General features: G+C 72.4%; 20 protein-coding genes. 4 read left to right on the forward strand and 16 right to left on the reverse strand.

The window, feature by feature from the left end; genetic code table 11:
- Positions 1-5: 5 nt before the first annotated feature.
- Both ABT369_RS18890 and ABT369_RS18895 read right to left on the reverse strand, forming a co-directional pair.
- Positions 6-1325 (reverse strand): ABC transporter substrate-binding protein, encoded by a 1320-nt coding sequence (locus ABT369_RS18890; RefSeq protein WP_350613499.1) that lies wholly within the window; start codon positions 1323-1325, stop codon positions 6-8.
- 149 nt (positions 1326-1474) lie between these two features.
- Positions 1475-2440: a LacI family DNA-binding transcriptional regulator gene (locus tag ABT369_RS18895; protein WP_350613501.1), complete on the reverse strand. Its 966-nt coding sequence runs from the start codon at positions 2438-2440 to the stop codon at positions 1475-1477.
- Positions 2441-2575: 135 nt separating this feature from the next.
- Between ABT369_RS18895 and ABT369_RS18900 the strand changes: the two genes are divergently transcribed.
- Complete coding sequence (locus ABT369_RS18900) at positions 2576-4921, forward strand: GH116 family glycosyl hydrolase (RefSeq protein WP_350613503.1); 2346 nt, start codon at positions 2576-2578, stop codon at positions 4919-4921.
- On the opposite strand, the gene ABT369_RS57990 is transcribed toward ABT369_RS18900, so the two are convergent.
- Together ABT369_RS57990 and ABT369_RS18915 are read right to left on the reverse strand one after the other, a co-directional pair.
- Positions 4819-5721: an SRPBCC domain-containing protein gene (locus ABT369_RS57990; RefSeq protein ID WP_502891782.1), complete on the reverse strand. Its 903-nt coding sequence runs from the start codon at positions 5719-5721 to the stop codon at positions 4819-4821. The two genes, ABT369_RS18900 and ABT369_RS57990, sit on opposite strands and share 103 nt — an antisense overlap.
- Positions 5711-6061: an ArsR/SmtB family transcription factor gene (locus ABT369_RS18915; RefSeq protein ID WP_350613505.1), complete on the reverse strand. Its 351-nt coding sequence runs from the start codon at positions 6059-6061 to the stop codon at positions 5711-5713. The genes ABT369_RS57990 and ABT369_RS18915 overlap by 11 nt, the downstream gene beginning before the upstream one ends.
- 79 nt (positions 6062-6140) lie before the next feature.
- Between ABT369_RS18915 and ABT369_RS18920 the strand changes: the two genes are divergently transcribed.
- Complete coding sequence (locus ABT369_RS18920) at positions 6141-6398, forward strand: hypothetical protein (RefSeq protein ID WP_350613507.1); 258 nt, start codon at positions 6141-6143, stop codon at positions 6396-6398.
- A 13-nt stretch (positions 6399-6411) separates the two neighbouring features.
- Here the strand turns inward: ABT369_RS18920 and ABT369_RS18925 are convergent, their stop codons facing one another.
- From ABT369_RS18925 to glgX, 4 genes are all read right to left on the reverse strand, one after another.
- On the reverse strand, positions 6412-7023 hold the full coding sequence (locus ABT369_RS18925) for a hypothetical protein (protein WP_350613509.1): 612 nt from the start codon (positions 7021-7023) through the stop codon (positions 6412-6414).
- 144 nt (positions 7024-7167) lie between these two features.
- Positions 7168-8868, reverse strand: coding sequence for a malto-oligosyltrehalose trehalohydrolase (gene treZ / locus ABT369_RS18930; protein WP_350613511.1), 1701 nt, complete (start codon positions 8866-8868; stop codon positions 7168-7170).
- Positions 8869-8872: 4 nt separating this feature from the next.
- Positions 8873-11062: a malto-oligosyltrehalose synthase gene (locus tag ABT369_RS18935; protein ID WP_350613513.1), complete on the reverse strand. Its 2190-nt coding sequence runs from the start codon at positions 11060-11062 to the stop codon at positions 8873-8875.
- Complete coding sequence (gene glgX, locus ABT369_RS18940; protein ID WP_350613514.1) at positions 11059-13164, reverse strand: glycogen debranching protein GlgX; 2106 nt, start codon at positions 13162-13164, stop codon at positions 11059-11061. The genes ABT369_RS18935 and glgX overlap by 4 nt, the downstream gene beginning before the upstream one ends.
- Positions 13165-13406: 242 nt before the next feature.
- Between glgX and ABT369_RS18945 the strand changes: the two genes are divergently transcribed.
- On the forward strand, positions 13407-15404 hold the full coding sequence (locus tag ABT369_RS18945; protein WP_350613516.1) for an amylo-alpha-1,6-glucosidase: 1998 nt from the start codon (positions 13407-13409) through the stop codon (positions 15402-15404).
- Between the two features lie 25 nt (positions 15405-15429).
- Positions 15430-16893, forward strand: coding sequence for a glycosyltransferase family 4 protein (locus ABT369_RS18950; RefSeq protein WP_350613517.1), 1464 nt, complete (start codon positions 15430-15432; stop codon positions 16891-16893).
- A gap of 1 nt (position 16894) precedes the next feature.
- Here the strand turns inward: ABT369_RS18950 and ABT369_RS18955 are convergent, their stop codons facing one another.
- From ABT369_RS18955 to gcvH, 8 genes are all read right to left on the reverse strand, one after another.
- The gene (locus ABT369_RS18955; protein WP_350613519.1) at positions 16895-17512 is read right to left on the reverse strand and encodes a DUF2461 domain-containing protein; all 618 of its coding nucleotides are present in this window, start codon (positions 17510-17512) and stop codon (positions 16895-16897) included.
- A 10-nt stretch (positions 17513-17522) separates the two neighbouring features.
- The gene (locus ABT369_RS18960; RefSeq protein ID WP_350613520.1) at positions 17523-18131 is read right to left on the reverse strand and encodes a DJ-1/PfpI family protein; all 609 of its coding nucleotides are present in this window, start codon (positions 18129-18131) and stop codon (positions 17523-17525) included.
- Positions 18128-18295: a PIN domain-containing protein gene (locus ABT369_RS18965; RefSeq protein ID WP_350613522.1), complete on the reverse strand. Its 168-nt coding sequence runs from the start codon at positions 18293-18295 to the stop codon at positions 18128-18130. Before ABT369_RS18965 ends, ABT369_RS18960 begins: the two co-directional genes overlap by 4 nt.
- Before the next feature lie 162 nt (positions 18296-18457).
- Positions 18458-19144 carry a MerR family transcriptional regulator gene (locus ABT369_RS18970; protein WP_350613524.1) on the reverse strand — a complete coding sequence of 229 codons (687 nt, stop codon included), beginning with the start codon at positions 19142-19144 and terminating at the stop codon, positions 18458-18460.
- Positions 19145-20096: 952 nt separating this feature from the next.
- Complete coding sequence (locus tag ABT369_RS18975) at positions 20097-20561, reverse strand: bifunctional nuclease family protein (RefSeq protein ID WP_223093836.1); 465 nt, start codon at positions 20559-20561, stop codon at positions 20097-20099.
- 226 nt (positions 20562-20787) lie between these two features.
- Positions 20788-21435: a transcriptional regulator FtsR gene (ftsR, locus tag ABT369_RS18980; RefSeq protein WP_350613680.1), complete on the reverse strand. Its 648-nt coding sequence runs from the start codon at positions 21433-21435 to the stop codon at positions 20788-20790.
- Between the two features lie 73 nt (positions 21436-21508).
- Positions 21509-21949, reverse strand: a complete 441-nt coding sequence (odhI, locus tag ABT369_RS18985) for an oxoglutarate dehydrogenase inhibitor Odhl (protein ID WP_350613525.1) — start codon at positions 21947-21949, stop codon at positions 21509-21511.
- 157 nt (positions 21950-22106) lie between these two features.
- The gene (gene gcvH, locus ABT369_RS18990) at positions 22107-22487 is read right to left on the reverse strand and encodes a glycine cleavage system protein GcvH (protein ID WP_350613527.1); all 381 of its coding nucleotides are present in this window, start codon (positions 22485-22487) and stop codon (positions 22107-22109) included.
- Between the last annotated feature and the right edge of the window lie 15 nt (positions 22488-22502).

The following is a 22502-nucleotide window of genomic DNA, read 5'->3' on the forward strand; positions in this document are numbered from 1 at the left end:
CCATTTCAGCAGGTGACGATGCTGCTCAGTTCGCCCTGCATGTTCTTGAGACCGTCGGCGACGCTCGCCTCGCCCGCGAAGATGAGCTGCAGGTGGCGCAGGACGGTCGACTCGAAGGCGCTGTACTTCGCCGGCGCCGGGTACGGCACGAGCGTCGGGTACTTGTCGATGCTGTCGTAGTAGAGGTCGGAGTTCGCGGGCGGCACGCCGACCTTCGAGATCGTCTGGGCGAGCGAGCGCCGCGACGGGATGGAGTCGCCGGGCTTGTCGGGCGTGCCGACGTACTGCTTCTCGATCTCCTCGCTGACCGTGAACTTCTGGTACTCCCAGGCCAGGTCGGGGTTCTTGGAGGACTTCAGGATCGGGTACCCGGCCCCGCCGAAGACCGTTTTGTAGGTGTCGCCCTTGGGGTACAGCTGGATGTCGAACGCCTTGAACCCGGCGGGCAGGAAGGTCGCGATGGGCCAGCGGCCGGCGCCGAACATGGCCACCTGACCGTTCTGGAAACGGGTGAACACGTCGCTCATCGGCATCGGGGCGGGGGCGACGCCCTCGGTGATGAGGTTGCGCAGGAACGACACGGCCTTGTTGACCTGGGGCGAGTCCGCGGTCGCCTTGCACACGTCGTCGCTGGTGAGGTTGCCGCCGGCGTTGGCGACCCAGGGCATGATGCCGGGGAAGATCTCGTTGCTGGCCCACGTGAAGCCGTACCGGTCGGGCTTGCCGTCGCCGTTGGTGTCCGCGGTGAGCTTCTTGGCGGTCGCCTCGAAGTCGGCCCACGTCCAGTCGGCCTTCGGCGGCTCGACGCCGGCCTGCTTGAACACGTCGGTGTTGTAGTAGACGACCATGTCGTTCCAGCCGTACGTCAGCGTGACGACGTCGCCCTTGACCGTGAAGCCGTCGATGAGCCCCTTGGCGATGTCGCCCGTGAGCGTCTTGGCCTCGGCGTCGGATTCCAGGTACTTGTTGATCGGCTGCACGAGCTTGTTGGCGTGCACGAACTGGGCGCCCTCGCCCGAGATGACCATGACGTCGGGGCGCTTGCCGGAGGCGATGAGCGTGGCGACGTTCGCGTAGTAGGTGCCCCAGTTCTCACCGGTGACGGGGGTGAGCGTCACCTTGGTGCCGGCGTGGGCGGCCATGAAGGCGTCGGCCGTGGCCTTGTTGCCGGACTCCGCGGCCGGCCCGTAGTTCCAGTAGACGATCTCGAGCGACTTGTCGCCGCCGGAGGCCCCGGGGTCGTCGTTCGAGCAGCCCGCCAAGGGTGAGACCGCGAGCGCGGCGGTCGCGCACAGCAGCGCGAACTTGCGTAACGGGGTGTTCATGAGCCTGCGTCCCTCTCGGATTGGGAGGCGGTTGGGAGGCGGTGCGGTGGGCACAGTGAAGTCCAAGAAATCGATTTCGTCAAGGACCCCTCCACAGACTCGTCATGATGCCCCTGATCAGGGAACTTCTCTGCTGGTATCGATTGCAGTCACGGGGCGAGATCGGCGCGCAGGACGATCGTGCGGGGCGGCTGGGCGTCTCCGCCGAGGCGCTCCAGCAGCATCGTCGCGGCGGTCGTGCCCAGGTGGCGGGCGGGCAGCCGGACCTGCACCACGGCGGGCGGGGTCAGGAACATGAACGGCAGCTCGCCGACGACCGCGAGCCCGAACTTCGCCGGATCGACGCCCGCTTCGAGGATCGCCTGCAGCGCGCCGACGCCCATGAGGTTGTTCGTGGTCAGCACCGCGTCGGGCGGCTCCGGCAGGGCCAGGAGCTGCCGCATCGCCGCGTGCCCGCCGTCGGCGCGGAAGTTGGCGTGGCGCAGGAAACCGTCCGGCACCGCGGCCCGCCGCGCGGTCATGACCTGCCGCCAGCCCAGGAACCGGTCCTCGGTCGCCTCGATGCCGATCGGCCCGGCGATGCAGGCGATGCGGCGGTAGCCGGCGTCGAACAGCGCCGTCGTGGCCGCGATGCCGGCGGCCCGGTTGTCGACCTTGACCGCGTCGACCGGGTAGGGCGTGGTGCGGTCCACGGCCACGACCGGGCGGCCGAGCGAGGCGATCGCGCCGAGGTCGGCCTCGTCCGAGGCGGGCGCCAGGATCACCCCCGCCATCTGCTCGGACGCGGCGATCTGCAGGTAGCGCAGCTCCTTGGCGGGGTCGTCGTCGGTGTTGCACAGCACCACGGAGAAGCCCGACTCCTGAGCCCGGTCCTCCACGCCGCGGGCGAGCGCGGTGAAGAACGGGTTCTCGATGTCGGGGATGAGCAGGGCGACCACCTCGGAGCTCTGCTTGCGCAGCCGGCGGGCGGTCTTGTTGGGCGTGAAGGCCAGCTTGGCGGCGGCGTCGCGCACGGCTCGCTGCTTCTCGGGCGAGACGGTGTTGCCGTTGAAGACGCGCGAGACGGTCGCGGGCGAGACCCCTGCCAGCGCCGCTACCTCGTAGATCGTGGCCATGGAGCCACACTCTAGGGCGTCTTGACAGACGGGGGGCCAGGATCTACTTTCCGTGAAATCGATTTCACAGGTTTGGTTCACACAGTTGCTTCACAGGCGGAGGATCTTGTGTACGTCGGAGACGCTCGGCGCGCGGTGGCGTTCCCGCTCGGCGGGCTCGGCACCGGGCACATGGCGCTGTGCGGGGACGGAGCGCTGCGGCAGTGGCAGCTCAACGGGCCGCCGAACCACACGGGCCTGCTGCCGGACTCGTTCTTCGCGCTGCGGGTCTCCTCCCTCGAACCGCCGGACGACGTCGTGCGCCTGCTGCGCGCCGCGCCGATCGCGCCGCACCCGCGCCCGGCGGCGAACGTCTCCGACGCCGACGTGCCGGACGCGGGGGAGTCCTGGCGCTGGCCGTTCGTGGCCGACACGACGTTCGAGGCGGCCTACCCGTTCGCGACCGTCACCTATCGCGACCCGGCGCTGCCCGTCGCCGTCGCGCTCGAGGCGCACACGCCCTTCGTGCCGCTCGACGCCGACGCGAGCGCGCTGCCGCTGGTCCGCTTCCGCTTCACGATCCGCAACGACAGCGCCGAGTTCCGCCACGGGTTCCTGCTGGGCGCGCTGCAGAACGCGGCCGGCTGGGACGGCGTGACCCCGATCCGGGGCACCCGCGGGGCGGGTTACGGCGGCAACGTCAACCGGCTGCTGCGCCGGCCGGGCCAGTCGGGCGTGCTCATGGACCACCCGGGCCTGGCCGAGGACGACCCGGCCGCCGGTGAGCTGCTGCTCTGGACCGACTCGCCCGCCGCCGTCCTGCCGCGCGCCCACGACGCCGACGCGCTGCTGCGCTTCGCCGAGACCGTCCGCCTCGTCGCCCCGACCCAGCTCGGCGACTACTCCGACGCCGCCCTGCGCGCGGCCCTGGCCTCCGGCGCGTCGCCGATGCGCGCGCCGAGCGGCCCGAGCCCGGCCGGGCACACCTGGGACGCCGCCGTCGCGGCCGCGTTCGCGCTGGCGCCGGGGGAGTCCACGACCATCGACATCGTGCACGCGTGGTGGTTCCCGAACCGGTACGCCGACTTCGACCGCTTCGGCCCCCAGCACCCGTACGGCCCGGCCCGCTTCTGGGTCGGCAACCACTACGCGACCCGGTTCGGCGGCGCCCTCGACGTGCTCGACGCCTACCTCGCCGATCGCGACCGGCTCGACGCCGCGTCGCGCGCGTGGGCCGACGCGGTGGCGGGCAGCGACCTGCCCGAGCCGCTGCGGGAGACGATCGCGGCCCAGCCGGCCCTGGTTCGCTCGCCGAGCGTGTTCCGCACCGCGGACGGCCGCACGTACGCGTTCGAGGGCGCCCTGGGCGCCTCCACCCGCAACTGGAACGGCGACGCGGGCGGCTCCTGCCCGCTCAACTGCAACCACGTGCTCAACTACGAGCAGGCCCTGGCCCGGCTGTTCCCGTCCGTCGGGCGGGACATGCGCGAGACCGAGTTCGCCATCCAGGCCCCGGACGGCTCGATCCCGCACCGGGTCGTGCTGCCGTTGTACCTCCCGCAGCTGCACGGGGTGCCGATCGGCGGGCCGGAGCGTCCGGCGCTGGACGGCATGCTGGGCGCGGTGCTGAAGACCTACCGCTCGGTGCAGGACGGCGCCGGTGCCTCGTGGCTGGCCTCCGTCTGGCCTTCGCTGGTCCGCCTGATGTCGTACGTCTCCGAGACCTGGGACACCGGCGGCGACGGGGTGCTGCGCGGGGATCAGCCGGTCACGTACGACATCTCGCTGCACGAGCCCAACATGTTCGTCGGCGGGCTGTGGCTGGCCGCGCTGCGGGCGATGCACGAGATGGGGGACGACCCGGCGTACGGGGAGCGCTTCGAGCGCGCCTCGAAGGCGTACGACGAGCTGCTGTGGAACGGCGAGTTCTACGCGTTCGGCGGCGGGTGCCTGTCGGATCAGCTGCTCGGGCAGTGGTGGGCGCACGAGCTCGGGCTCGGCCACCTGCTGCCGGTCGACCGGGTGCGTTCGGCGCTGCGGTCGATCGTTCGGTACAACCTCCGCAGTGGCTTTGCGAAACACAGCTATCGGGAGTTCGCCGACGGCGACGAGACCGGGCTGGTGGTCTGCACCTGGCCCCACGGGGGGCGCCCGGCGGTCCCGCTGCGCTACTGCGACGAGGTCTGGACCGGCGTGGAGTACCAGGTGGCGGCCCACTGCCTGTATGAGGGCCTCGACGAGGAGGGCCTGGCGATCGTCCGCGGCGTGCGGGCCCGCTACGACGGCACGCGCCGCAACCCGTTCAACGAGATCGAGTGCGGCGACCACTACGTGCGCGCCATGGCGGGCTGGTCGCTGCTGACGGCCTGGACGCGTGGCCGGCGCCCCGGCCGCTATCCCTACGTGGCCGGCACGTCCTGGGGCTCGCTCGAGGTCGCCGCCGACGGCGGGATCTCCTGCAGCAGCCACGAGTTCCCGTCGGGGTCGGCGAACCCGGCGTAGAGGATGCCGCCCATGTCCTGCACCTCGCCGACGTCGACGCCCCGCTTGAGCAGCGCCTCCCGGGCCGCGCGGACGTCGTCGACGACGAGGTGCAGGCCGTGCACGACGCCCGGCGCCTGGTCCATGCCGGGCAGGCCCTTGGAGAGCAGCATCGAGCAGGCCGAGCCCGGCGGGGTCAGCTGGATGATCCGGGCGCCGTTGCCGGGCTCGATGTCGTGGTCGACGTGGAAGCCGAGCTGGTCGGCGTAGAAGACCCGGGCCGCGTCGACGTCGGCGACCGGGATCGGCACCAGCTCCAGCCGCATGGTGAACCGGCCGTCAGTGCGCGTGTTCAGGTACGACTCCAGGTTCGCGTACGTGGCGTCCATGCCCTCGCGCATCCCGCTCTGCAGGGCGTTGTCGCGGGCCTCGGCCGACGGGTACGTGATGTGGGTCGTGATCCGGGTCCGGCCGCCGAGGTCGGTGAACGTCAGGGTGTTGCGGGTCGCGGGCCAGCCCGCCCAGGCCTCGGTGCTCACCAGCCGCTGCGGCCGTTCGACTTCCTCGAAGGCGCCCGAGATCGTCAGCTCCTCGCCGCCGGCGGTGCTCCAGACGTACCGGAAGGCGCCGCCCGGCCGCAGGTCGATCTCGCACACGCCCATGGTCCAGCCGGGCGGCCCGACCATCCAGTGCGGCAGGTGCTCCGGGCTGGTGTGCACGTCGAACACGAGCCCGGCCGGCGCGGCCACGACCCGGGTGATCCGCACCCCCAGCTCGCCGTCCAGCTCGAATCCGGTCACGCCCAGCGTGTCAGTGCTCATCGTCCGGCTCCTTGATGTCGTCCTGAAGAAACTGCAGATAAGCGTCCAGGCGCGAGTAGCTCTCGTCCCAGAAACGCCGGTACTCCTCGGCGAACGCGGCGACCTCCCGCAGCGGCCCGGCCTCCAGCCGGCAGGGCCGCCACTGCGCCTCCCGCCCGCGCGAGATCAGCCCCGCCTGCTCCAGCACCCGCAGGTGCTTGGAGATCGCGGGCCCGCTCATCGCGAACGGCGCCGACAGCTCCTTCACGGTCGCCTCGCCCGCGCTGAGCCGGGCGAGGATCGCCCGCCGCGTCGGGTCCGCGAGGGCCGCGAAGGTCATACTCAGCCGATCAGTGCTCATCGCGTACCTAACCAAGTGGTTATCTAACCTATTGGTTACTTAACCAGCTCGGCCCGTACGTGGTCAAGAGGAGTCCCTCGTGCGAATCGACGCCGCCCGTCCGATGGCCGCCTGGGTGGCCGTGCTGCCGACGCCCGACGGCCCGCTGCTCGCGCCGCACGGCGACGGCGGGACGCGGCTGTTCGACGCGCGCACGAAGGCCGCCAGAGGCACCTGGCCCGCGCTCCCCCTCGCCGCGGCGTCAGACCGCGCGAAGCGCGGGCTGTCCGGCCGGACCCTGCTGCTGGCCGCCGGGGTCGCCGGCCCCGCCGCCTCGTGGACCCCGGCGGGCAGCTGACCGCCGAGCCGCTCTACGGCCCGGCCTGAGGCTTCCTGGTGCGGCGGCCGGCGTGGGCCGCGGCGGCGACGGTCGCGGCGAAGCCGGCGAAACCGGCCAGCGCCAGGACGTCGAACACCCGGGTGTCGAGGTCGGCGGCGAGGCGGGGGCCGAGCAGGCCGTGCGGATCGACGACCACGTCGACCGGGCTGCCGTACTCGTACTCGACCGTGTCGCGGAACTCGCCCGGCAGCTGGGCGCCGGACGCGTCGTAGAGCTTGTAGGTGTACAGGCACCGGTTGGTGCGGGCATCGCGGGTCGGGGCCGGGCAGGACACCTCGCGGACCGTCGCGGTGGTGCGGGTGCCCGCGGCGCGCAGGTACCAGTCGCCCGGCCCGGCGTACGCGGTCAGCAGCAGCACGAACACGAAGCCGAACGCCACCCAGGTCGGCCAGGTCCGCTCGCCGCTGAGCCGGAACAGCAGGATCGGCGGGACGAGCAGGGCCGCGATCGGCAACGCCGCCACCGCCCACCACATCCGGCCGCCCAGCGCGACCGCCACGCCGGCGATCAGCCAGACCACGGCGGTGGCGGCGACCAGCAGCGCGGCGTGGCGCCGGCTGCCCACCGGCATGAACCTCGTCATGATCGCATTGTGGTGCCGGCACCCCCGCCGGGGCTGTCGCCTATCGGTCGTTTCGCGCGGATGGCGACGATTCAGGCCGTCGGGTCCAGCAGGCTGGCGAGGCCGTCCACGCCGCCCTCGGGGCCGGGAGGCGCCGCGGGGCCGTCAGAGGATCGCGGCCGACTCGGCGGGGAGGGTCAGCAGGCCGGACTGGAGCAGGACGGCCTCGTCGGTCGCGAAGAGCACGCACTCGGCGCGCAGCGGGACCGTCCGGGGGTCGGCCGTCAGGTTGGCCACCACCGTCTGCTCGCCGCGGCGGATCAGCAGGACCCCGTCGTCGTGGACGACGTGGACGCGGTCCAGACGCGGGTCCGACAGGCCCGGCCGGGACTTGCGCAGCGCGATCAGCCGGCGGTACAGCTCGAGCATCTCCATGTCCATGCCCGCCCAGTCGAGCTGGGAGCGCGCGTACGTCTCCGGATCCTGCGGGTCGGGCACGTCGCCTGGGGGCCAGCCGTGCGCGGCGAACTCCTCGCGGCGCCCGTCGGCCACGGCCGCGGCCAGGGCCGGCTCCGGGTGGCTCGTGAAGAACTGCCACGGGGTGCGGGCCGCGAACTCCTCGCCCATGAACAGCATCGGCGTGAACGGGGAGGTCAGCAGCAGCGTGGCGCCCACGCGCAGCAGGCCGGGGGAGAGGGTCGCGGTGAGCCGGTCCCCGGTCGCGCGGTTGCCGATCTGGTCGTGGTTCTGCAGGCAGACGACGAAGCGGTACCCGGGGATGCGCGCCCGGTCCACGGCGCGCCCGTGCACGCGGCGGCGGAACGAGGACCAGGTGCCCGCGTGGAAGAACGCGGACTCCCACACCGTCTTGAAGCACTCGGGGCTGCCGAAGTCGCCGTAGTACCCCTGCCGCTCCCCGGTCAGCAGGGCGTGCAGGGCGTGGTGGACGTCGTCGTCCCACTGGGCGTGCAGGCCGTAGCCGGCACCCTCCCGGGCCGTGACGAGCCTCGGGTCGTTGAGGTCGGACTCGGCGATGAGGGTCAGCGGGCGCCCGAGCGCCGCGGACAGCGCGTCGACCTCGGCCGCGAGCTCCTCGAGCAGGTGGGTCGCGCCGCGGTCGACGAGCGCGTGCACGGCGTCGAGGCGCAGGCCGTCGGCGTGGTAGTCACGCAGCCACTGCAGCGCGCTGTCGATGATGAACCGGCGCACCTCGCCGCAGTCGGCCTCGTCGAGGTTGAGCGAGCGGCCCCAGGTGTTCGCGCCGGCGGAGAGGTACGGGCCGAACTGGGGTGCGTAGGCCCCGGACGGGCCGAAGTGGTTGTAGACGGCGTCGATGAGCACGCCGATCCCGGCCCGGTGGGCGGCGTCGACGAACCGCTTGAGCCCGTCGGGGCCGCCGTAGCTCTCCTGCACCGCGTGCCAGCCGACGCCGTCGTAGCCCCAGTTGTACTCGCCGTTGAAGGCGTTCACCGGCAGCAGCTCGACCAGGTCGACGCCCAGTTCGCGCAGGTACGGCAGCCGCTCGATCGCCCCGTCGAACGTCCCCGACGGCGTGAAGGTGCCCACGTGCAGCTCGTAGACGACGCTCCCGGCGAGCTGGCGCCCGGTCCAGCCCGCGTCGCCCCAGGCGAACCGGGCGTGGTCGTAGACCCGGCTGCGCTCGTGCACCCCGCCCGGCTGCCAGCGGGAGCGCGGGTCGGGCAGCACCGTCCCGGCGTCGTCGAGCGCGAAGCCGTAGTCGGCGCCGTGGCCGGCCGACGGGTCCTGCGCCGTCCACCACTGCCCGTCGGCGGTCATGGGAATGGCGGCGTCCCCGCTGTGCAGCACGACACGGCGCGCGGACGGCGCCCAGACCCGGAACTCCATGCGGTCAGCCCTTCACCAGCAACGCGACGGGGTAGGAGGCGAACAGATCGGCGAGGCTCGGCGTGGCCCCGCGCCCGGTGAGCGCGTCGACCCAGTCGCCGGCCGGGAGCTTGAGCTCGGTGTCGCGCCAGCCGCCGGCGGCCTCGAGGCCGGCCGGGAGCCGGGTGGCGACCGTGAGCGCGCCGCCCCGGTCGAACGCGACGACGTGTTGCTGCGCCGCGCCGGTGGCCTCGACGGGCCGGTAGTCGCCGAACAGCTCGGGCCGGTCGCGGCGCAGCCGCAGCGCGCGGCTGACCACGAGCAGCTTCGCCGCGCCGGACACGTCGACCGGCGGCAGCGGCTGGCCGGCCGCCGCGGCGGCGTCGAGCGCGGCGAGCAGGTCGAGGCGCTCGGCGAAGTCGACCGGGCGGCGGTTGTCCGGGTCGACGAGGGAGTTCTCCCACAGCTCGGTGCCCTGGTACACGTCCGGCACGCCCGGCATCGTCAGCTGCACGAGCTTCTGGCCCAGCGCGTTGCTCCAGCCGTAGGGGGTGATCCGGGACGCGAAGTCCTGCACCGAGCGGTGCAGGTCAGGGTCGCGGAAGACCCGGGCCAGGTTCGACTCGACGGCGTCCTCGAAGGCCTTGTCCGGCTCGTCCCACGAGGTCGAGCGGTTCGCCTCGCGGGCGGCCTTCTGGAAGTACAGCCGCAGCCGCTCCTGCGAGATCGGCCAGGCGCCGACGATCGTCTGCCAGAAGAGGGCCTCGAACGACGGGTCGTCCAGCGGGGCGGCCTCGCGCCAGCCGGCGACGGCGGCCCGCCACTCGTCCGGCACCTCGCTGAGCACGGCGAGGCGGGCCCGCACGTCCTCGCCGCGCTTGGTGTCGTGCGTGGACAGGGTGGTCATGCCGTTCGGCCACTCGCGGTGCCGGCGCGCCTGGGCCTCGTGGAACTCGTCCGGCTCGACGCCGACGCGGCTGGGGTCGCCGCCGACCTCGTTCAGGGCGATGAGGTGGTTCCAGCGGTACATCGCCGTGTCCTCGACGCCCTTGGCCATGACCGCGCCGGTGAACTGCTGGAACCTGACCGCCAGCTCGTCGCCCGGGTCCCGCAGCCGTTCGGGGACGTTGCCCTTCGCGGCCTTCTCCAGGTGCTCGACGCCGTAGGGCAGGTAGGTCCGGTACACGTCGAAGTTCGCGGCGATCTCGGCCAGCAGCGCCCTGTCGCCGCCCAGGCGCTCCAGGCGGTTGAGCTCCGCGGTGAACAGGCGCCCGGTGACGTCCAGCATCTGCTCGTACGACTCCTGCTCCCAGCTCTTGCCGGATGGCTCCGGAAAACCGGGATCGACGAAGAGGCCGCAGACCTCGGCCAGGGCGTCGTAGCCCGTGGTGCCGTCGACGGGCCACGGTGGCATCGGTTCGCCGCGTTCGAGGATCTTCTCGACGAGCAGCCACGTGTCCGGGGCCCGCTCGCGCAGACGGGTCAGGTACTCGCCGGGGTCGCGCAGGCCGTCGGGGTGGTCGACGCGGATGCCGTCGGCGAGGCCCTCGCGGACCCAGCGCAGGATCTCCGCGTGCGTGGCCTCGAACACCGCGGGGTCCTCGACGCGCACCCCGGCGAGCTCGGTGACGGCGAAGAACCGGCGGTAGTTGAGCCGCTCGTTGCCCTCGCGCCAGTACACGAGCCGGTAGTGCTGCCGCGCGTGCACCTCCTGCGCGGTCCCGTCCCCGGTGCCGGCGGCGATCGGGAAGCGGTGCTCGTAGTAGCGCAGCTCGCCGTCCTCGACGCGCAGGTCGTCCAGGGCCGGCGAGCCGAGCACCGGCACCACGATCGGGCCGGCGTCCCAGTCGATGTCGAACCAGTCCGCGTACACGCTGGCCCGCCCCCTCGCCAGGACGTCCCACCACATCGGGTTGGCCGCGGGCTGGAACAGGCCCATGTGGTTGGGCACGATGTCGACCACGAGCCCGAGCCCCTGCTGCCGCAGCGCCGCCACCAGCCGGTCCAGGGCGGGCGCCCCGCCGAGCTGCGGGTTCACCTTGCGCGGGTCGACGACGTCGTACCCGTGCGGCGAGCCCGGAGTGGCGGTGAGCAGCGGCGCGGAGTACAGGTGGGAGGCCCCGAGCGCGCGGAGGTATCCGGCGAGGCCGGCGGTCGCGTCCAGCCCGAAGTCCGGGCGCACCTGCACGCGGTACGTCCCCGTCGGCACCCTCATACCGTGCGGTCCAGTACGACGAGGGAGCGGTCCGGCACCGTGATCGTGCCGCCCGCGGTGTAGCTGACGCCGTCGCGGGCCGGCCCCGTCGCCGTCGCGATCACCAGCTCCCACTCCTTGCCGTACTCCTGCGTCGGGATGACGAAGTCGAGCGGCTCGTAGTGCGCGTTGAAGCACAGCAGGAACGAGTCGTCGACGTGCCGCTCCCCGTGCGAGCCGCGCTCGGTGATGCTCTCGCCGTTGACGAAGAGCATGAGCGCCTTGCCGAAGTGGTTGTCCCAGTCCTCCTCGGTCATCGCCCGCCCGTCGGTGGCGAACCAGGCGACGTCCGCGATCGGGGTGCCCTCGGTGCGGGCGACCGGCCGGCCGGTGAAGAAGCGGCGGCGGCGGAACACCCGGTGGCGCTCCCGGAACAGCGCCAGGCCGCGCGTGAACGCCAGCAGCTGCTCGTCGACGTTCTCCCAGTCGACCCAGCTGATCTCGTTGTCCTGGCAGTACGCGTTGTTGTTGCCGCCCTGGGTGCGCCCGAGCTCGTCGCCCGCGCAGATCATCGGCACGCCCTGGCTGAGCATGAGCGTGGTGAGGAAGTTACGGCGCTGCTTGGCCCGCAGCGCGGCGATCGCCGGGTCGTCGGTCGGGCCCTCGACGCCGCAGTTCCACGAGCGGTTGTGGCTCTCGCCGTCGCGGTTGTCCTCGGTGTTGGCCTCGTTGTGCTTCTCGTTGTAGGAGACGAGGTCGTTGAGCGTGAAGCCGTCGTGGCAGGTGACGAAGTTGATGCTGGCGAAGGGCCGCCGCCCGTCGTCCTGGTAGAGGTCGGCCGAGCCGGTGATCCGCGACGCGAACTCACCCAGCGTCGCCGGCTCGCCGCGCCAGAAGTCGCGCACGGTGTCGCGGAACCGGCCGTTCCACTCCGTCCACAGCGGCGGGAAGTTGCCGACCTGGTAGCCGCCCGGCCCGACGTCCCACGGCTCGGCGATGAGCTTCACCTGGTTGACGACCGGGTCCTGCTGCACGACTTCGAAGAACGTCGAGAGGCGGTCGACGTCGTAGAACTCGCGGGCCAGGGTCGAGGCGAGATCGAAGCGGAAGCCGTCGACGCGCATCTGCGTCACCCAGTAGCGCAGGGAGTCCATCACGAGCTGCAGCGAGTGCGGGTTGCGCACGTTGAAGCTGTTGCCTGTGCCCGTGTAGTCGGTGTAGTACCGGTTGTCCTCGTCCTCGAGCTTGTAGTAGTGCCCGTTGTCGATGCCGCGGAAGCTCAGCGTCGGGCCGAGGTGGTTGCCCTCGGCGGTGTGGTTGTAGACGACGTCGAGGATGACCTCGATGCCGGCCGCGTGCAGCGCCTTGACCATCCCGCGGAACTCCTGGACCTGCTGGCCGCGGTGCCGGTGGGCGTAGCCGTGGTACGGGGCGAAGAAGCCGATCGTGTTGTAGCCCCAGTAGTTGGACAGGCCCAGCTCGACGAGGCGCTGGTCGTGCACGAAGTGGTGCACGGGCAGCAGCTCGACGGCGGTGATGCCCAGCCGCTTGAGGTGCTCGACGACCGCGGGGTGGCCGATGCCGGCGTAGGTGCCGCGCAGCTCCTTGGGCACGTCCGGGTGGCGCATGGTCAGGCCGCGGACGTGCGCCTCGTAGACGACCGTGTGGTGGTACGGCACCCGCGGGGCCGAGTCGTTGCCCCAGTCGAAGTACGGGTTCACCACGACCGCCTTGGGCATGAACGGGGCCGAGTCGGCCTCCGACATCCGCTCGGGGTCGTTGAAGTCGTAGCCGTACACCGCCGGATCCCAGGCGATGTCGCCGTCGATGGCCTTCGCGTACGGGTCCAGCAGCAGCTTGTGCGGGTTGCAGCGCAGGCCCCGCTGCGGCTCGTAGGGGCCGTTGACGCGGAAGCCGTACCGCTGCCCCGGCTCGACCCCCGGCAGGTAGGCGTGCCAGACGAACGCGTCGACCTCGACCAGCTTGATGCGCTCCTCGGCGTCGTGGTCGTCGAAGAGGCACAGCTCGACGGACTCGGCCACCTCGCTGAAAATCGCGAAGTTGGTGCCCTGCCCGTCGTAGGTCGCGCCCAACGGGTACCGGTTGCCCGGCCAGACCTGCATGTTCGCTCCCGCTCCATTGCTCGGCACCGCTGTTCAACGGTGCCCCCGTTGCCACAGTGTTACGTGCGTCGAAAGTTCACGCGCGGGTACGCGCGAAGCTGGCTGCCATATGCCCCGCTCCTTCAATAATGAATCGTGCTCGGCGCAGCGTCGGATTCCCGACACGGTTCCAGGATGAATCTCCGGCGAATTCAGCCGTGGCGCGCGTTTGAAACGAGGGGGTTCGGATCATAGTTGGGCACATGCCCCCCGGATCGGTGATGACCTTCGGCCCGCATGCCTGCGCCACCCCGGCGGGATTCGAAGCGGAATGGCTGGTCACCGACGGCCTCGGGGGATACGCGACCGGCACGGTCGCCGGCCTGCGCACGCGCCGGTACCACGCGCTGCTCGTCACCTCGCAGCGCCGCGTCGCGCTCGCCGCGCTGGACCCGGTGCTGCGGCTGCCCGGCGGCGCCGAGCACCGCCTCGCGGTGCACGAGTGGGGCTCCGGCGCGATCGACCCCCAGGGCCACCACCACCTCGAATCCTTCGAGATCGTCGACGGTGTACCGCGCTGGCGCTGGCGGTTCGGCGAATACGTCCTCGAGCGCGAGGTCGCGATGGTCCGCGGCCGCAACGCCGTCGCCGTGGTGCACCGCCTGGTCGCGGCCCCGCCCGGCGCCCGGGTCCACCTCGGCCTCACCGCCCTGTGCACGTGGCGCGACGCCGACGGCGAGCGCTTCTGCACCGACGGCCCGCTGGACATCGAGGACGCGTACGAGCTCGACGGGCCGGGCTGGACGCCGCTCGGCGAGTGGTACCTCGACGCCTACCACCGCGAGGAGACCGCCCGCGGCCTCAACCCGGTCGAGGACCTCTGGGCCGCCGGGACGTTCGCGGCCGACCTGGGCGCCGGCGAGACCCTCACCGTCACCGCCCGCTCCGACCTCGGCAACGCCGCGCCGCTGCCCGACGGCCCCGCCGTGGTCGAGGCCGCCCGCCGCCGCGCCCGCCGGCTCGTGCGCCAGGCCGGCGTGCGCACCGCCGCCGAGCGCCTGCTCACGCTCGCCGCGGACGCCTTCATCATCGACCGCGACGGCGTGCCCGAGGTGATCGCCGGGTACCCGTGGTTCGGCAGCTACCTGCGCGACACCATGACCGCCTACGAGGGGCTCTTCCTGCACACCGGCCGCGCCGCCGAGGGCCGCGAGCTGCTGCGGGCCCACGCCGGCCTCGGCGCGCGCCTGCGGGCCGAGGAGCTCGGCGACGCCGACGGGGCGCTGTGGTACGTCCACGCGGTCGACCGGCACATCGCGCGCACCGGCGACGCCGACCTCGCCGCGGAGCTGCTGCCCGCGGTGGAGGGGGTCATCGCGGCGTACACGAAGGGCACCCTCGACGGCGTGAGCGTCGACCCCCTCGACGGGCTGCTCGTCCTCGAGGCCGACCACGCCGGCCTCACCTGGATGAACGCCCGCCTGCCGCGCGGACCGGTGACCCCGCGCGACGGCAAGCCGGTCGAGCTCAACGCGCTGTGGGCCAACGCGCTCGGCGCCGTCGCCGCGCTGCGGGAGCGCTGCGGCCGCGACGCGTCCGTCGTGCACGGCCGCCGCGACGCCGTCCGGGCTCAGTTCGTGAAGCGCTTCCGCGCGCCCGACGGCTGGCTCTACGACGTCGTCGACGCCGGCCCCGCGCCCTACCCGAAAGGCGGCTCCGGCGTCCACGACGACTCGGTGCTGCGCCCCAACCAGCTCCTCGCGTTCAGCCTGCCGTACGCCCCCGGCGCCGACGAGCCCCGCCTGCGCGACGACGTGCTGCGGGCCGTCGGCGAGAGCCTGCTCACGCCGCTGGGCCTGCGCACGCTTGGCCCTGGTGAATACGGGTACCTTGGTGCGCACCAGGGCGGAGTCGTCGCCCGGGACACGGCATATCACCAGGGAACGGTGTGGCCGTGGTGGCTCGGGCCGTACGTCGACGCGATGTGTGCCGCCGGCCGGCCGGTGGACGCGCTGCCCGTCGCCGTTGAGGGACATTTGGGCGAGTGCGGTCTCGGCTCGGTCAGCGAGATCGCGGAGGGTGACGCGCCGTACCGCCCGACCGGGGCGCCGTTCTCCGCCCGATCGGTCGCCGCTCTGCTGCACGCACGCACCGTCATCAGGCAAAACTGCAATGTGCAAGGTGCACGTCCCGCAACATCGGGAAAAGTGAAATTGACCCGCGAAGCCGGTCCGCGGAAGCGTCGGAACGCGCTACGGTGACAGTCGGCGACGAGAGGTATCCGCTATGCGCGTCTTGATGATCGCCTGGGACTTTCCTTCGAGTGATGCACGAACGGCCGCGCTCGCGACCGCGCTGGGCACCGCCGGCCACGACGTCACCGTCGTCACCCGGCACGAGTCCGGCACCCCGGCGACATCGATGCTCGGCGACGTCCGGGTGATCCGGGCCGCCGCCGTGCCGTCCACCGACGACACCGACCTCAGCCACACCATGGCCGTCAACCACATGCTGGCCGAGACCGCCATCCGCACCGCGCCGGCCGCCGGCTACGAGGTGATCCACGCCCACGGCTGGCTCGTCACCCACGCCGCGGTGACCCTCAAGGAGCACTTCGGCATCCCGTTCGTGGCCTCGCTGCAGGCCACCGAGGCGGGCCGCCGCCAGGGTTACCTCGAGGGGGAGACCAGCCGCTCGGTGCACTCCGTCGAGTGGTGGCTGGGCTCCGAGGCCTGCCGCGTGATCGTGCCGACCGAATACCTGCGCTGGGAGGTCCAGCACCTCTTCGACGTCCCCGCCGAGCGCGTCGACGTCGTCCCCAGCGGCATCGACCCCGACGTGTGGACCGCCGAGCCCCGCGCCGTGCTCCAGGCCCGCCTCCGCTTCGCCGGCGAGGGCCCGCTGATCGCCTACGCCGGGCGCCTCGTCAACGAGAAGGGCGTGCAGGATCTCCTCGCCGCGATGCCCGCGATCCGCGAGCGCCACCCCGGCACCCGCGCGGTCGTCGCCGGCGACGGCCCCTACCGCGGCACCCTGATCGAGGAGGCCCGCCGCCTCAAGCTGCACCGCGCCGTCTCCTTCCCCGGCACCCTGGACCAGCCGACCCTGGCCGCGGTCCTGGCCGCCGCGGACGCGTTCGTGATGCCGAGCCGCTACGAGCCGACCGGCACCGTGGCCCTCGAGGCCGCCGCCTCGGGCGCGGCCCTCGTCGTGGCCTCGACCGGCGGCCTGGCCTCGATCGTCGAGCACGGCGTCACGGGCATCCGCTTCCCGGCCGGCGACCCGGACGGCCTCGCCGACGCCGTCGGGGCGCTGCTGCAGGACCCTATGTTCGCCCAGACCCTCGCGACCCGCGCCCGCGCCATGGCCCGCGAGCGGCACTCGTGGCACGCGATCGCGGCCCGCACCGCGGCCGTCTACGGCGCGGCGATCGACGACTCGCCGGCCTTCGAGGCCCGGCGCCAGGCCGCCGTCCTCGGCAGCGGCCTGCCGGTCGTGTTCGTGCCGCCGGGCAACCTGCTGGCCGACCCGCCGCAGGTGCCGGTCGGCGAGCGGCCGGCGAGCCTGGTCCGCGCGGCGGCCGAGGAGGCCGCCTGGCAGGCGGGCGCCGACGCGGCCCGGGCGGCGCTCGCGCTGGAGGGCGGTCTGTGGGCGGAACCGGCGGCGCGCGAGGCCGCGGACCGCGACGCGGCGGCCCGGGCGGCCGCGGCCCCGTTCGACGTGCTGATGGCGGCCGTCGAGCGCCGCTGAATCAGGTATGCGCGGCTAGCCAGTCCTGCAGGGGGCGGCAGCCGCGTAGGAAGGTCTCGACGTGCCCGCGCGCCTTGGCGGTGCCGAGCCAGGGCTTCAGCGGGAACTGGTGCCAGGCGATGAGGCCCTTGTGGCGCAGCAGGCCGGCCCGCGGGTGCTCCTTGTCGAAGCCGCGCGGCACCGTTTTGAGCTGCTCGTGCGACGTCACCGACCAGCCGCGGGCGGCCAGGTCCGCGACGATGGCGGCCAGCTCGCGGCCCGACGCGTCGGCGGCGACCGCCTGGCGGTAGCGCGCCAGGCGGGGCGAGTCCATCATGTACGCCCCGGCGCCGGCGGCGAGGCCCCCGGCGGTCAGCTGGACGTAGCCGCCGCGCTCGAACGAGGCCGCGCACGAGGTCTTGTACGGCGACTTGTCGGCGCTGAAGCGCACGTCGCGGTAGGGGCGGAAGATCTTCGCCGGGCCGAACTCCGGTTCCAGCTCCGCGAGCAGCTCGCTCATGGGGCCGCGCACCTGCTCCTCGTAGATGCTTTTGTGCGCGGTCCAGTACGTCTTCGAGTTGTCCGCCTCGAGTCCGTCGTAGAACTCGAGCGCCTCGGCGGGCCAGCCACGGAACGTCACGCCCTGGAGCTTACGACGACACCACGAGATGGCGGTTGGCGCGCAGGAACGCGATGACCTCCGGCGGGGCCGACGCGGGGGAGCCGGCGGCGAAGGGCGGGTGCGGGTCGTACTCGATCGCGAGCTGAATCGCCTGCGCGACCTGCGGCCCGGCGATCCGCCCGGCGAGCGTGAGCGCGAGGTCGATGCCCGCGGAGACGCCGGCCGCGGTCGCGTACTTCCCGTCGACGACCACCCGTCCGGGGGACGGCAGCGCGCCGTACTCCCGCAGCCGCTCGGTCACGAGCCAGTGTGAGGTCGCGGCGCGCCCGCGCAGCAGGCCGGCGGCGGCGAGGATCAGCGAGCCGGTGCACACCGACGTCATCCAGGTCGCGCCCGCGTCGACCCGGCGCAGCCACTCGCCCAGCTCGGCGTCGGCGACCTGGGCGGCGACGTCGGGCCCGCCGGGGACGACGACCACGTCGGGCTCCGGCGCCTCGGCGAAGCCGGACCGGTCGCCGAGGTGCAGCAGTCCGGTGTCCGCCGGCACCGGTCCCGGGCCCGAGCCGACGAACGTGATCGACGCGCCGGGCAGGCGGGACAGCACCTCGTAGGGCCCGACGATGTCCAGGGCGGTCATCCGGCGGTACAACACCGCGCGGCCTGGCGCTCGCCTTGTCGGCGGGCGGCCTGCCGCTCGCCTTGCTGTCGCGCGGCCTGCCGCTCGCCTTGTCGGCGGCCTGTGAAGACTTCGAGCGGACCGGTGACGTCGAGGCTCTGGACGCCGTCGAAGACCACGATCACGACTCGCTGCGGGGGCATGCGTCTGATCTTGGTGCCGGGTCGGCGTGTCGGCAACGACGTGCTGCCCACCTTTCGTGACACGCCCGTTTGTGTCGTACCCCTGTTCTAAACTGGGGGCACGGCTCGGTGAACGGAGGTCGCGAGGTGCGGTGGTGGGTTCGGTCAGCCGGCGCGACGGCGGGCGCGGCGCATCGCGAGCTCGTCGCCCCCGGCGTAGGTGTCCTCGGCGCTGCCGGTGGCCGGCGGCGCGGGCACTTCCTCGCCCGGTGTGGCCGCCTCGGCCGGCAGGTGCGACAGCGTGCCCTCGATCTCCTTGAACGCCCCGGAGATCGCGATGCCGAAGACGCCCTGGCCGCCCTGGAGCAGGTCGACGACCTCCTCGGGCGAGCGGCACTCGTAGACGGTGGTCCCGTCCGAGATCAGGGTGATCCCGGCGAGGTCCCCGACCCCGCGCGAGCGCAGCGTGTCGATGGCCTTGCGAATGTTCTGCAGCGAGACGCCGGCGTCGAGGAGGCGCTTGACGACCTTGAGCACGACGATGTCGCGGAAGGAGTAGAGGCGCTGGCTGCCGGAGCCGCTGGCGTCGCGCACGGAGGGCACGACGAGCCCGGTGCGGGCCCAATAGTCGAGCTGGCGGTAGCTGATCCCGGCGGCGTGGCAGGCGGTCGGGCCGCGGTAGCCGACGTCGTCGGCGTCAGCGATGCTCGGCCTGGTGGCGGCGTTGGCCGACGCGGCGTCCGCGGATCCGGTGCTGTTCGCGGGGCTCGAGCCGGCCCCGGCGGTTGAACTCGCCCCAAAGGCGTCCACGTCGCCTCCGATGTCGCTGGTGTCCATGGCATCGGCGGTCATCGCGAATCCGGCGGGGGAGCCGGGGCCGATGTGTGAACGGTGGTCGATCTGGGTACCGAGCCCGGCAACGGGTGCGTGACCGTTCGGCGCGCCTGCCGCCGTGCGGGGCTGCGTGGCCGGGTTCACCTGGGCATACTCAGCGGCCTCAGCGGCATGGCCGGGTATCCCGGGATCCGGGGGCTGTTGCATTGCGACCCACCTCCAGCGTCAACACCCGCAACCCTATAGCGCACCTTGAGGGTCTGCGGGGAGGTAACGCCGCGACACGCCGCGTGCCGGTGCGTGAAACCTTGCGCGCGTCCGCCCGTGGCACTGGTTGACCGTCGGCGACGGCATCCCGACGCTGCGGTTGACCCACCACCGACGCTACCTGTCGTGTTCCGGAAGGCAAGCGTCTTCACCGAACTGCGCAGGCGTTTCCGCCCCTGTCACACGGGCGTGTGCCCGATTTGTTACCAACCGCGTCGCACACTCGCCACCCTGGGCCCGCCCGAGCTCACCCACCCGCGCCCAACCCAGGCCGCCGCAACCGCCCCCACACGCTCGCAACGCCGCGCGCGCTGGTCCTTCGCCGCCCCGCACCCACGTCGTCGCCGTCTGCCGGCTCATCGTCGCGTACGTTGCCGCGCCCGCCTTGTCGCCGCCTGTGCCGCGGCCTGGCGTCTGTGTCCTCGGTTCGCCGCACCGCCGCCCGCATTGCCGCCGCCTGCCGTCCGGTCCTCGGTCCGCCGCCTGTTGTCCGGCTCGTGGCCCGCCGCTCGCCCATTGCTGCGCACGGCTTTGCCTCGGCCGGGCGGTATCGGGGTGAGATTGGTCGGTGGGAGCCCGGGGCATGGTGGACTCGCCCGAGACTGGGTGAGTCGCTGCGGAGGCGCCGAACTGCTGCCAGGCCGCGACCGGGGCGGGTGAGGCTGATGAGAGCCGCGGCGGCCGGATCGGACGTGCCGGGCGATCAGCCGGCGAAGTCCTCCGGGCGGACCTGCTCCAGGAACTCCCGGAACTTCTCGACCTCGTCCTCCTGCTCGTCGGGGATGACGATGGCGGCCTCGGTCAGCACCTGGTCGGCGCAGCGGATCGGGGCGCCCACGCGAAGGGCCAGGGCGATCGAGTCGCTCGGGCGGGCCGACACGCGGACGTTGTCGCCGATGACGAGCTCGGCGTAGAAGATGTTGTCGCGCATCTCCACGATCTCGACGGCGTGCAGCGGGGCCTTCAGGGCCGCGAGCATGTCGCGCATCAGATCGTGGGTCAGGGGTCGGGCCGGCTTCACCCCCTGCTGCTCGTAGGCGATCGCGGTGGCCTCTACCGCGCCGATCCAGATCGGCAGGTAGCGGTCTCCGTCGACCTCCTTGAGCAACACGATGGGCTGATTGGTAGGCAGCTCCACGCGAACTCCGACCACATTCAGCTCTCGCACTGCCGCCTCCGTGTCGACTTGCCTCTCCCTGCACGTTACACGGACTCCACCGCAGTCGTGCCACTCGCGATGCCCGTCTGGTGTGCCGAGTGGTGAAGATCGCCTGCGGATGGAGCCGATCGAGCGTGGTGCGAAACGTCCCGTTCACCCAGTTTTTGCCCGGAAGGTGGAGAACGTCCGGCCTCCGAGGGCCGGACGCGGGCCGGACATGGGCCGGGTGGCGGGGCTACTTGCCGAGGATCTCGCGCAGGCCGGCGCGCACCAGGGCGGCGTGCACGCGCTGGGTGAGCGCCGCGAGCTCGTGGACCGTGTCGGCCGCCCGGGCGCGGCCGGCCGGGCCGTTCTGCCTGGTCAGCGGCGTCACGAGCTGGCTGAACAGCCCGATCTCGCGGTCGGCGGCGGCCCGGTAGGCGCGCAGGTGCCTCGGCTCCACGCCGAACTCGCCGAGGCGGGCCGCGGCCATGGCCACCTCGAGGGCGTCGGCGTCATAGCCGGCCCCGGGGCGGGACTTGAGCAGCCCGTGGTCCTCGAGCGCCTTGAGGGCCGCCTCGGTGAGCCCGGCCTTGCTCAGCAGCTCCTCGCGGGTGAGGCGGATCTCGGCGGGGGCCTCGGCCGGTACCGAATCCGTGACCTCGGTCAGCGGCTCACGCATGGTGGCGAGGTGCTCGCGGATCACGCGCAGGGGGAGGTACTGGTCCCGCTGCGCGGTGAGCACGTAGCGCAGCCGCGAAACGTCCATCCACGTGTACTTGCGATACCCGGCCGGGGTGCGCCGCGGCTCGACGAGCCCCTCGGTCTCCAGGAAGCGCAGCTTGGAGATGGTCACGTCGGGGAAGTCGCCGCGCAGGTGCGCGAGGACCTCGCCGATGCTCATGAGACGCTCACCCCGGGTGAGGTCCTCACCCGGGGTGGGATTGTTCCAGGCGGCCGCCGACGCCGTCATCGCCTCAGCTCTCGTCGGGGCGCGGTCCTGCGACGAACACGAGGCGGAATTTGCCGATCTGGACCTCGTCGCCGTTGCTCAGCGTCGCCGCCTCGACGCGTTCCCGGTTGACGTAGGTGCCGTTGAGGCTGCCGACGTCGCGCACGGTGAAGGTGCCGCCCTCGCGGTGGAACTCGGCGTGGCGGCGCGAGACCGTCACGTCGTCGAGGAAGATGTCGCTGTCGGGGTGCCGGCCGCTCGTGGTCACGTCGTGGTCGAGCAGGAAGCGCGCACCGGCGTTCGGGCCGCGGCGGACGGCGAGCAGCGCCGTGCCCGGCGGCAGGGAACCCGACATGCGGGTGGGCACCATGTCGTTGTCCGGCCCCTCGATGGCATCCTCAATGGCGCCAAGGTTGAGCGTGGACGTGACGTCGAGTGGGGGAAACTCGTCGTCTGGGCGCGTCATCGAACCACCTCACGGTCGTATGTCGGGGTCAGCCGGATGCATGGGAAGCCTCGGAACGCATACGGTTGACTGAGCGAGCCTAGTCACGCGCGAAATCACGGGTCAACCGGACGCGCGGCAAGGGCGTCGGTGAAATACCGGGCGAATTCCCGGGAGATCAGCCGGCGGTCAGGTCGGCGTACGCCTTCGCGTCGAGCAGCGCGTCGACGGCCGCCGGGTCGTTCACCTTGAGCTCGACGAGCCAGCCCTCGCCGTACGGATCGGAGTTGATGAGCTCCGGCGCGCTTTCCAGGGCCGGGTTCACCGCGACCACCTCGCCGGCGACCGGCGCGTAGATCTCCGAGACGCTCTTGGTCGACTCGACCTCACCGAGCGACCCGCCGGTCTCGAACGCGGCACCCGTCTCGGGCAGCTGGACGAACACGATGTCGCCCAGCGAGTCCTGCGCGTAGTGCGTGATGCCGACCTTGAACGTGCCCTCCCCGGCGGGGGCGAGCCATTCGTGTTCGGCGGTGTACCGCAGATCGTCGGGAATCACGTCAAGTCCTTCTTC

The organism is Dactylosporangium sp. NPDC000244, from assembly GCF_040300725.1.
In the GTDB taxonomy this organism is placed as follows: domain Bacteria; phylum Actinomycetota; class Actinomycetes; order Mycobacteriales; family Micromonosporaceae; genus Dactylosporangium.

What these genes read in the sequence shown, in the direction of transcription:
- ftsR (WP_350613680.1), bottom strand. Translation starts at nt 21,435, where the DNA reads ATGAGCATCGGCGAGGTCCTCGCGCACCTGCGCGGCGACTTCCCCGAC.
- treZ (WP_350613511.1), bottom strand. Translation starts at nt 8,868, where the DNA reads ATGGAGTTCCGGGTCTGGGCGCCGTCCGCGCGCCGTGTCGTGCTGCAC.
- ABT369_RS18890 (WP_350613499.1), bottom strand. Translation starts at nt 1,325, where the DNA reads ATGAACACCCCGTTACGCAAGTTCGCGCTGCTGTGCGCGACCGCCGCG.
- ABT369_RS18950 (WP_350613517.1), top strand. Translation starts at nt 15,430, where the DNA reads ATGCGCGTCTTGATGATCGCCTGGGACTTTCCTTCGAGTGATGCACGA.
- ABT369_RS18915 (WP_350613505.1), bottom strand. Translation starts at nt 6,061, where the DNA reads ATGAGCACTGATCGGCTGAGTATGACCTTCGCGGCCCTCGCGGACCCG.
- ABT369_RS18970 (WP_350613524.1), bottom strand. Translation starts at nt 19,144, where the DNA reads ATGACCGCCGATGCCATGGACACCAGCGACATCGGAGGCGACGTGGAC.
- glgX (WP_350613514.1), bottom strand. Translation starts at nt 13,164, where the DNA reads ATGCAGGTCTGGCCGGGCAACCGGTACCCGTTGGGCGCGACCTACGAC.
- ABT369_RS18925 (WP_350613509.1), bottom strand. Translation starts at nt 7,023, where the DNA reads ATGACGAGGTTCATGCCGGTGGGCAGCCGGCGCCACGCCGCGCTGCTG.
- ABT369_RS18945 (WP_350613516.1), top strand. Translation starts at nt 13,407, where the DNA reads ATGCCCCCCGGATCGGTGATGACCTTCGGCCCGCATGCCTGCGCCACC.
- ABT369_RS18935 (WP_350613513.1), bottom strand. Translation starts at nt 11,062, where the DNA reads ATGAGGGTGCCGACGGGGACGTACCGCGTGCAGGTGCGCCCGGACTTC.
- ABT369_RS18960 (WP_350613520.1), bottom strand. Translation starts at nt 18,131, where the DNA reads ATGACCGCCCTGGACATCGTCGGGCCCTACGAGGTGCTGTCCCGCCTG.
- odhI (WP_350613525.1), bottom strand. Translation starts at nt 21,949, where the DNA reads ATGACGCGCCCAGACGACGAGTTTCCCCCACTCGACGTCACGTCCACG.
- ABT369_RS18895 (WP_350613501.1), bottom strand. Translation starts at nt 2,440, where the DNA reads ATGGCCACGATCTACGAGGTAGCGGCGCTGGCAGGGGTCTCGCCCGCG.
- ABT369_RS57990 (WP_502891782.1), bottom strand. Translation starts at nt 5,721, where the DNA reads ATGAGCACTGACACGCTGGGCGTGACCGGATTCGAGCTGGACGGCGAG.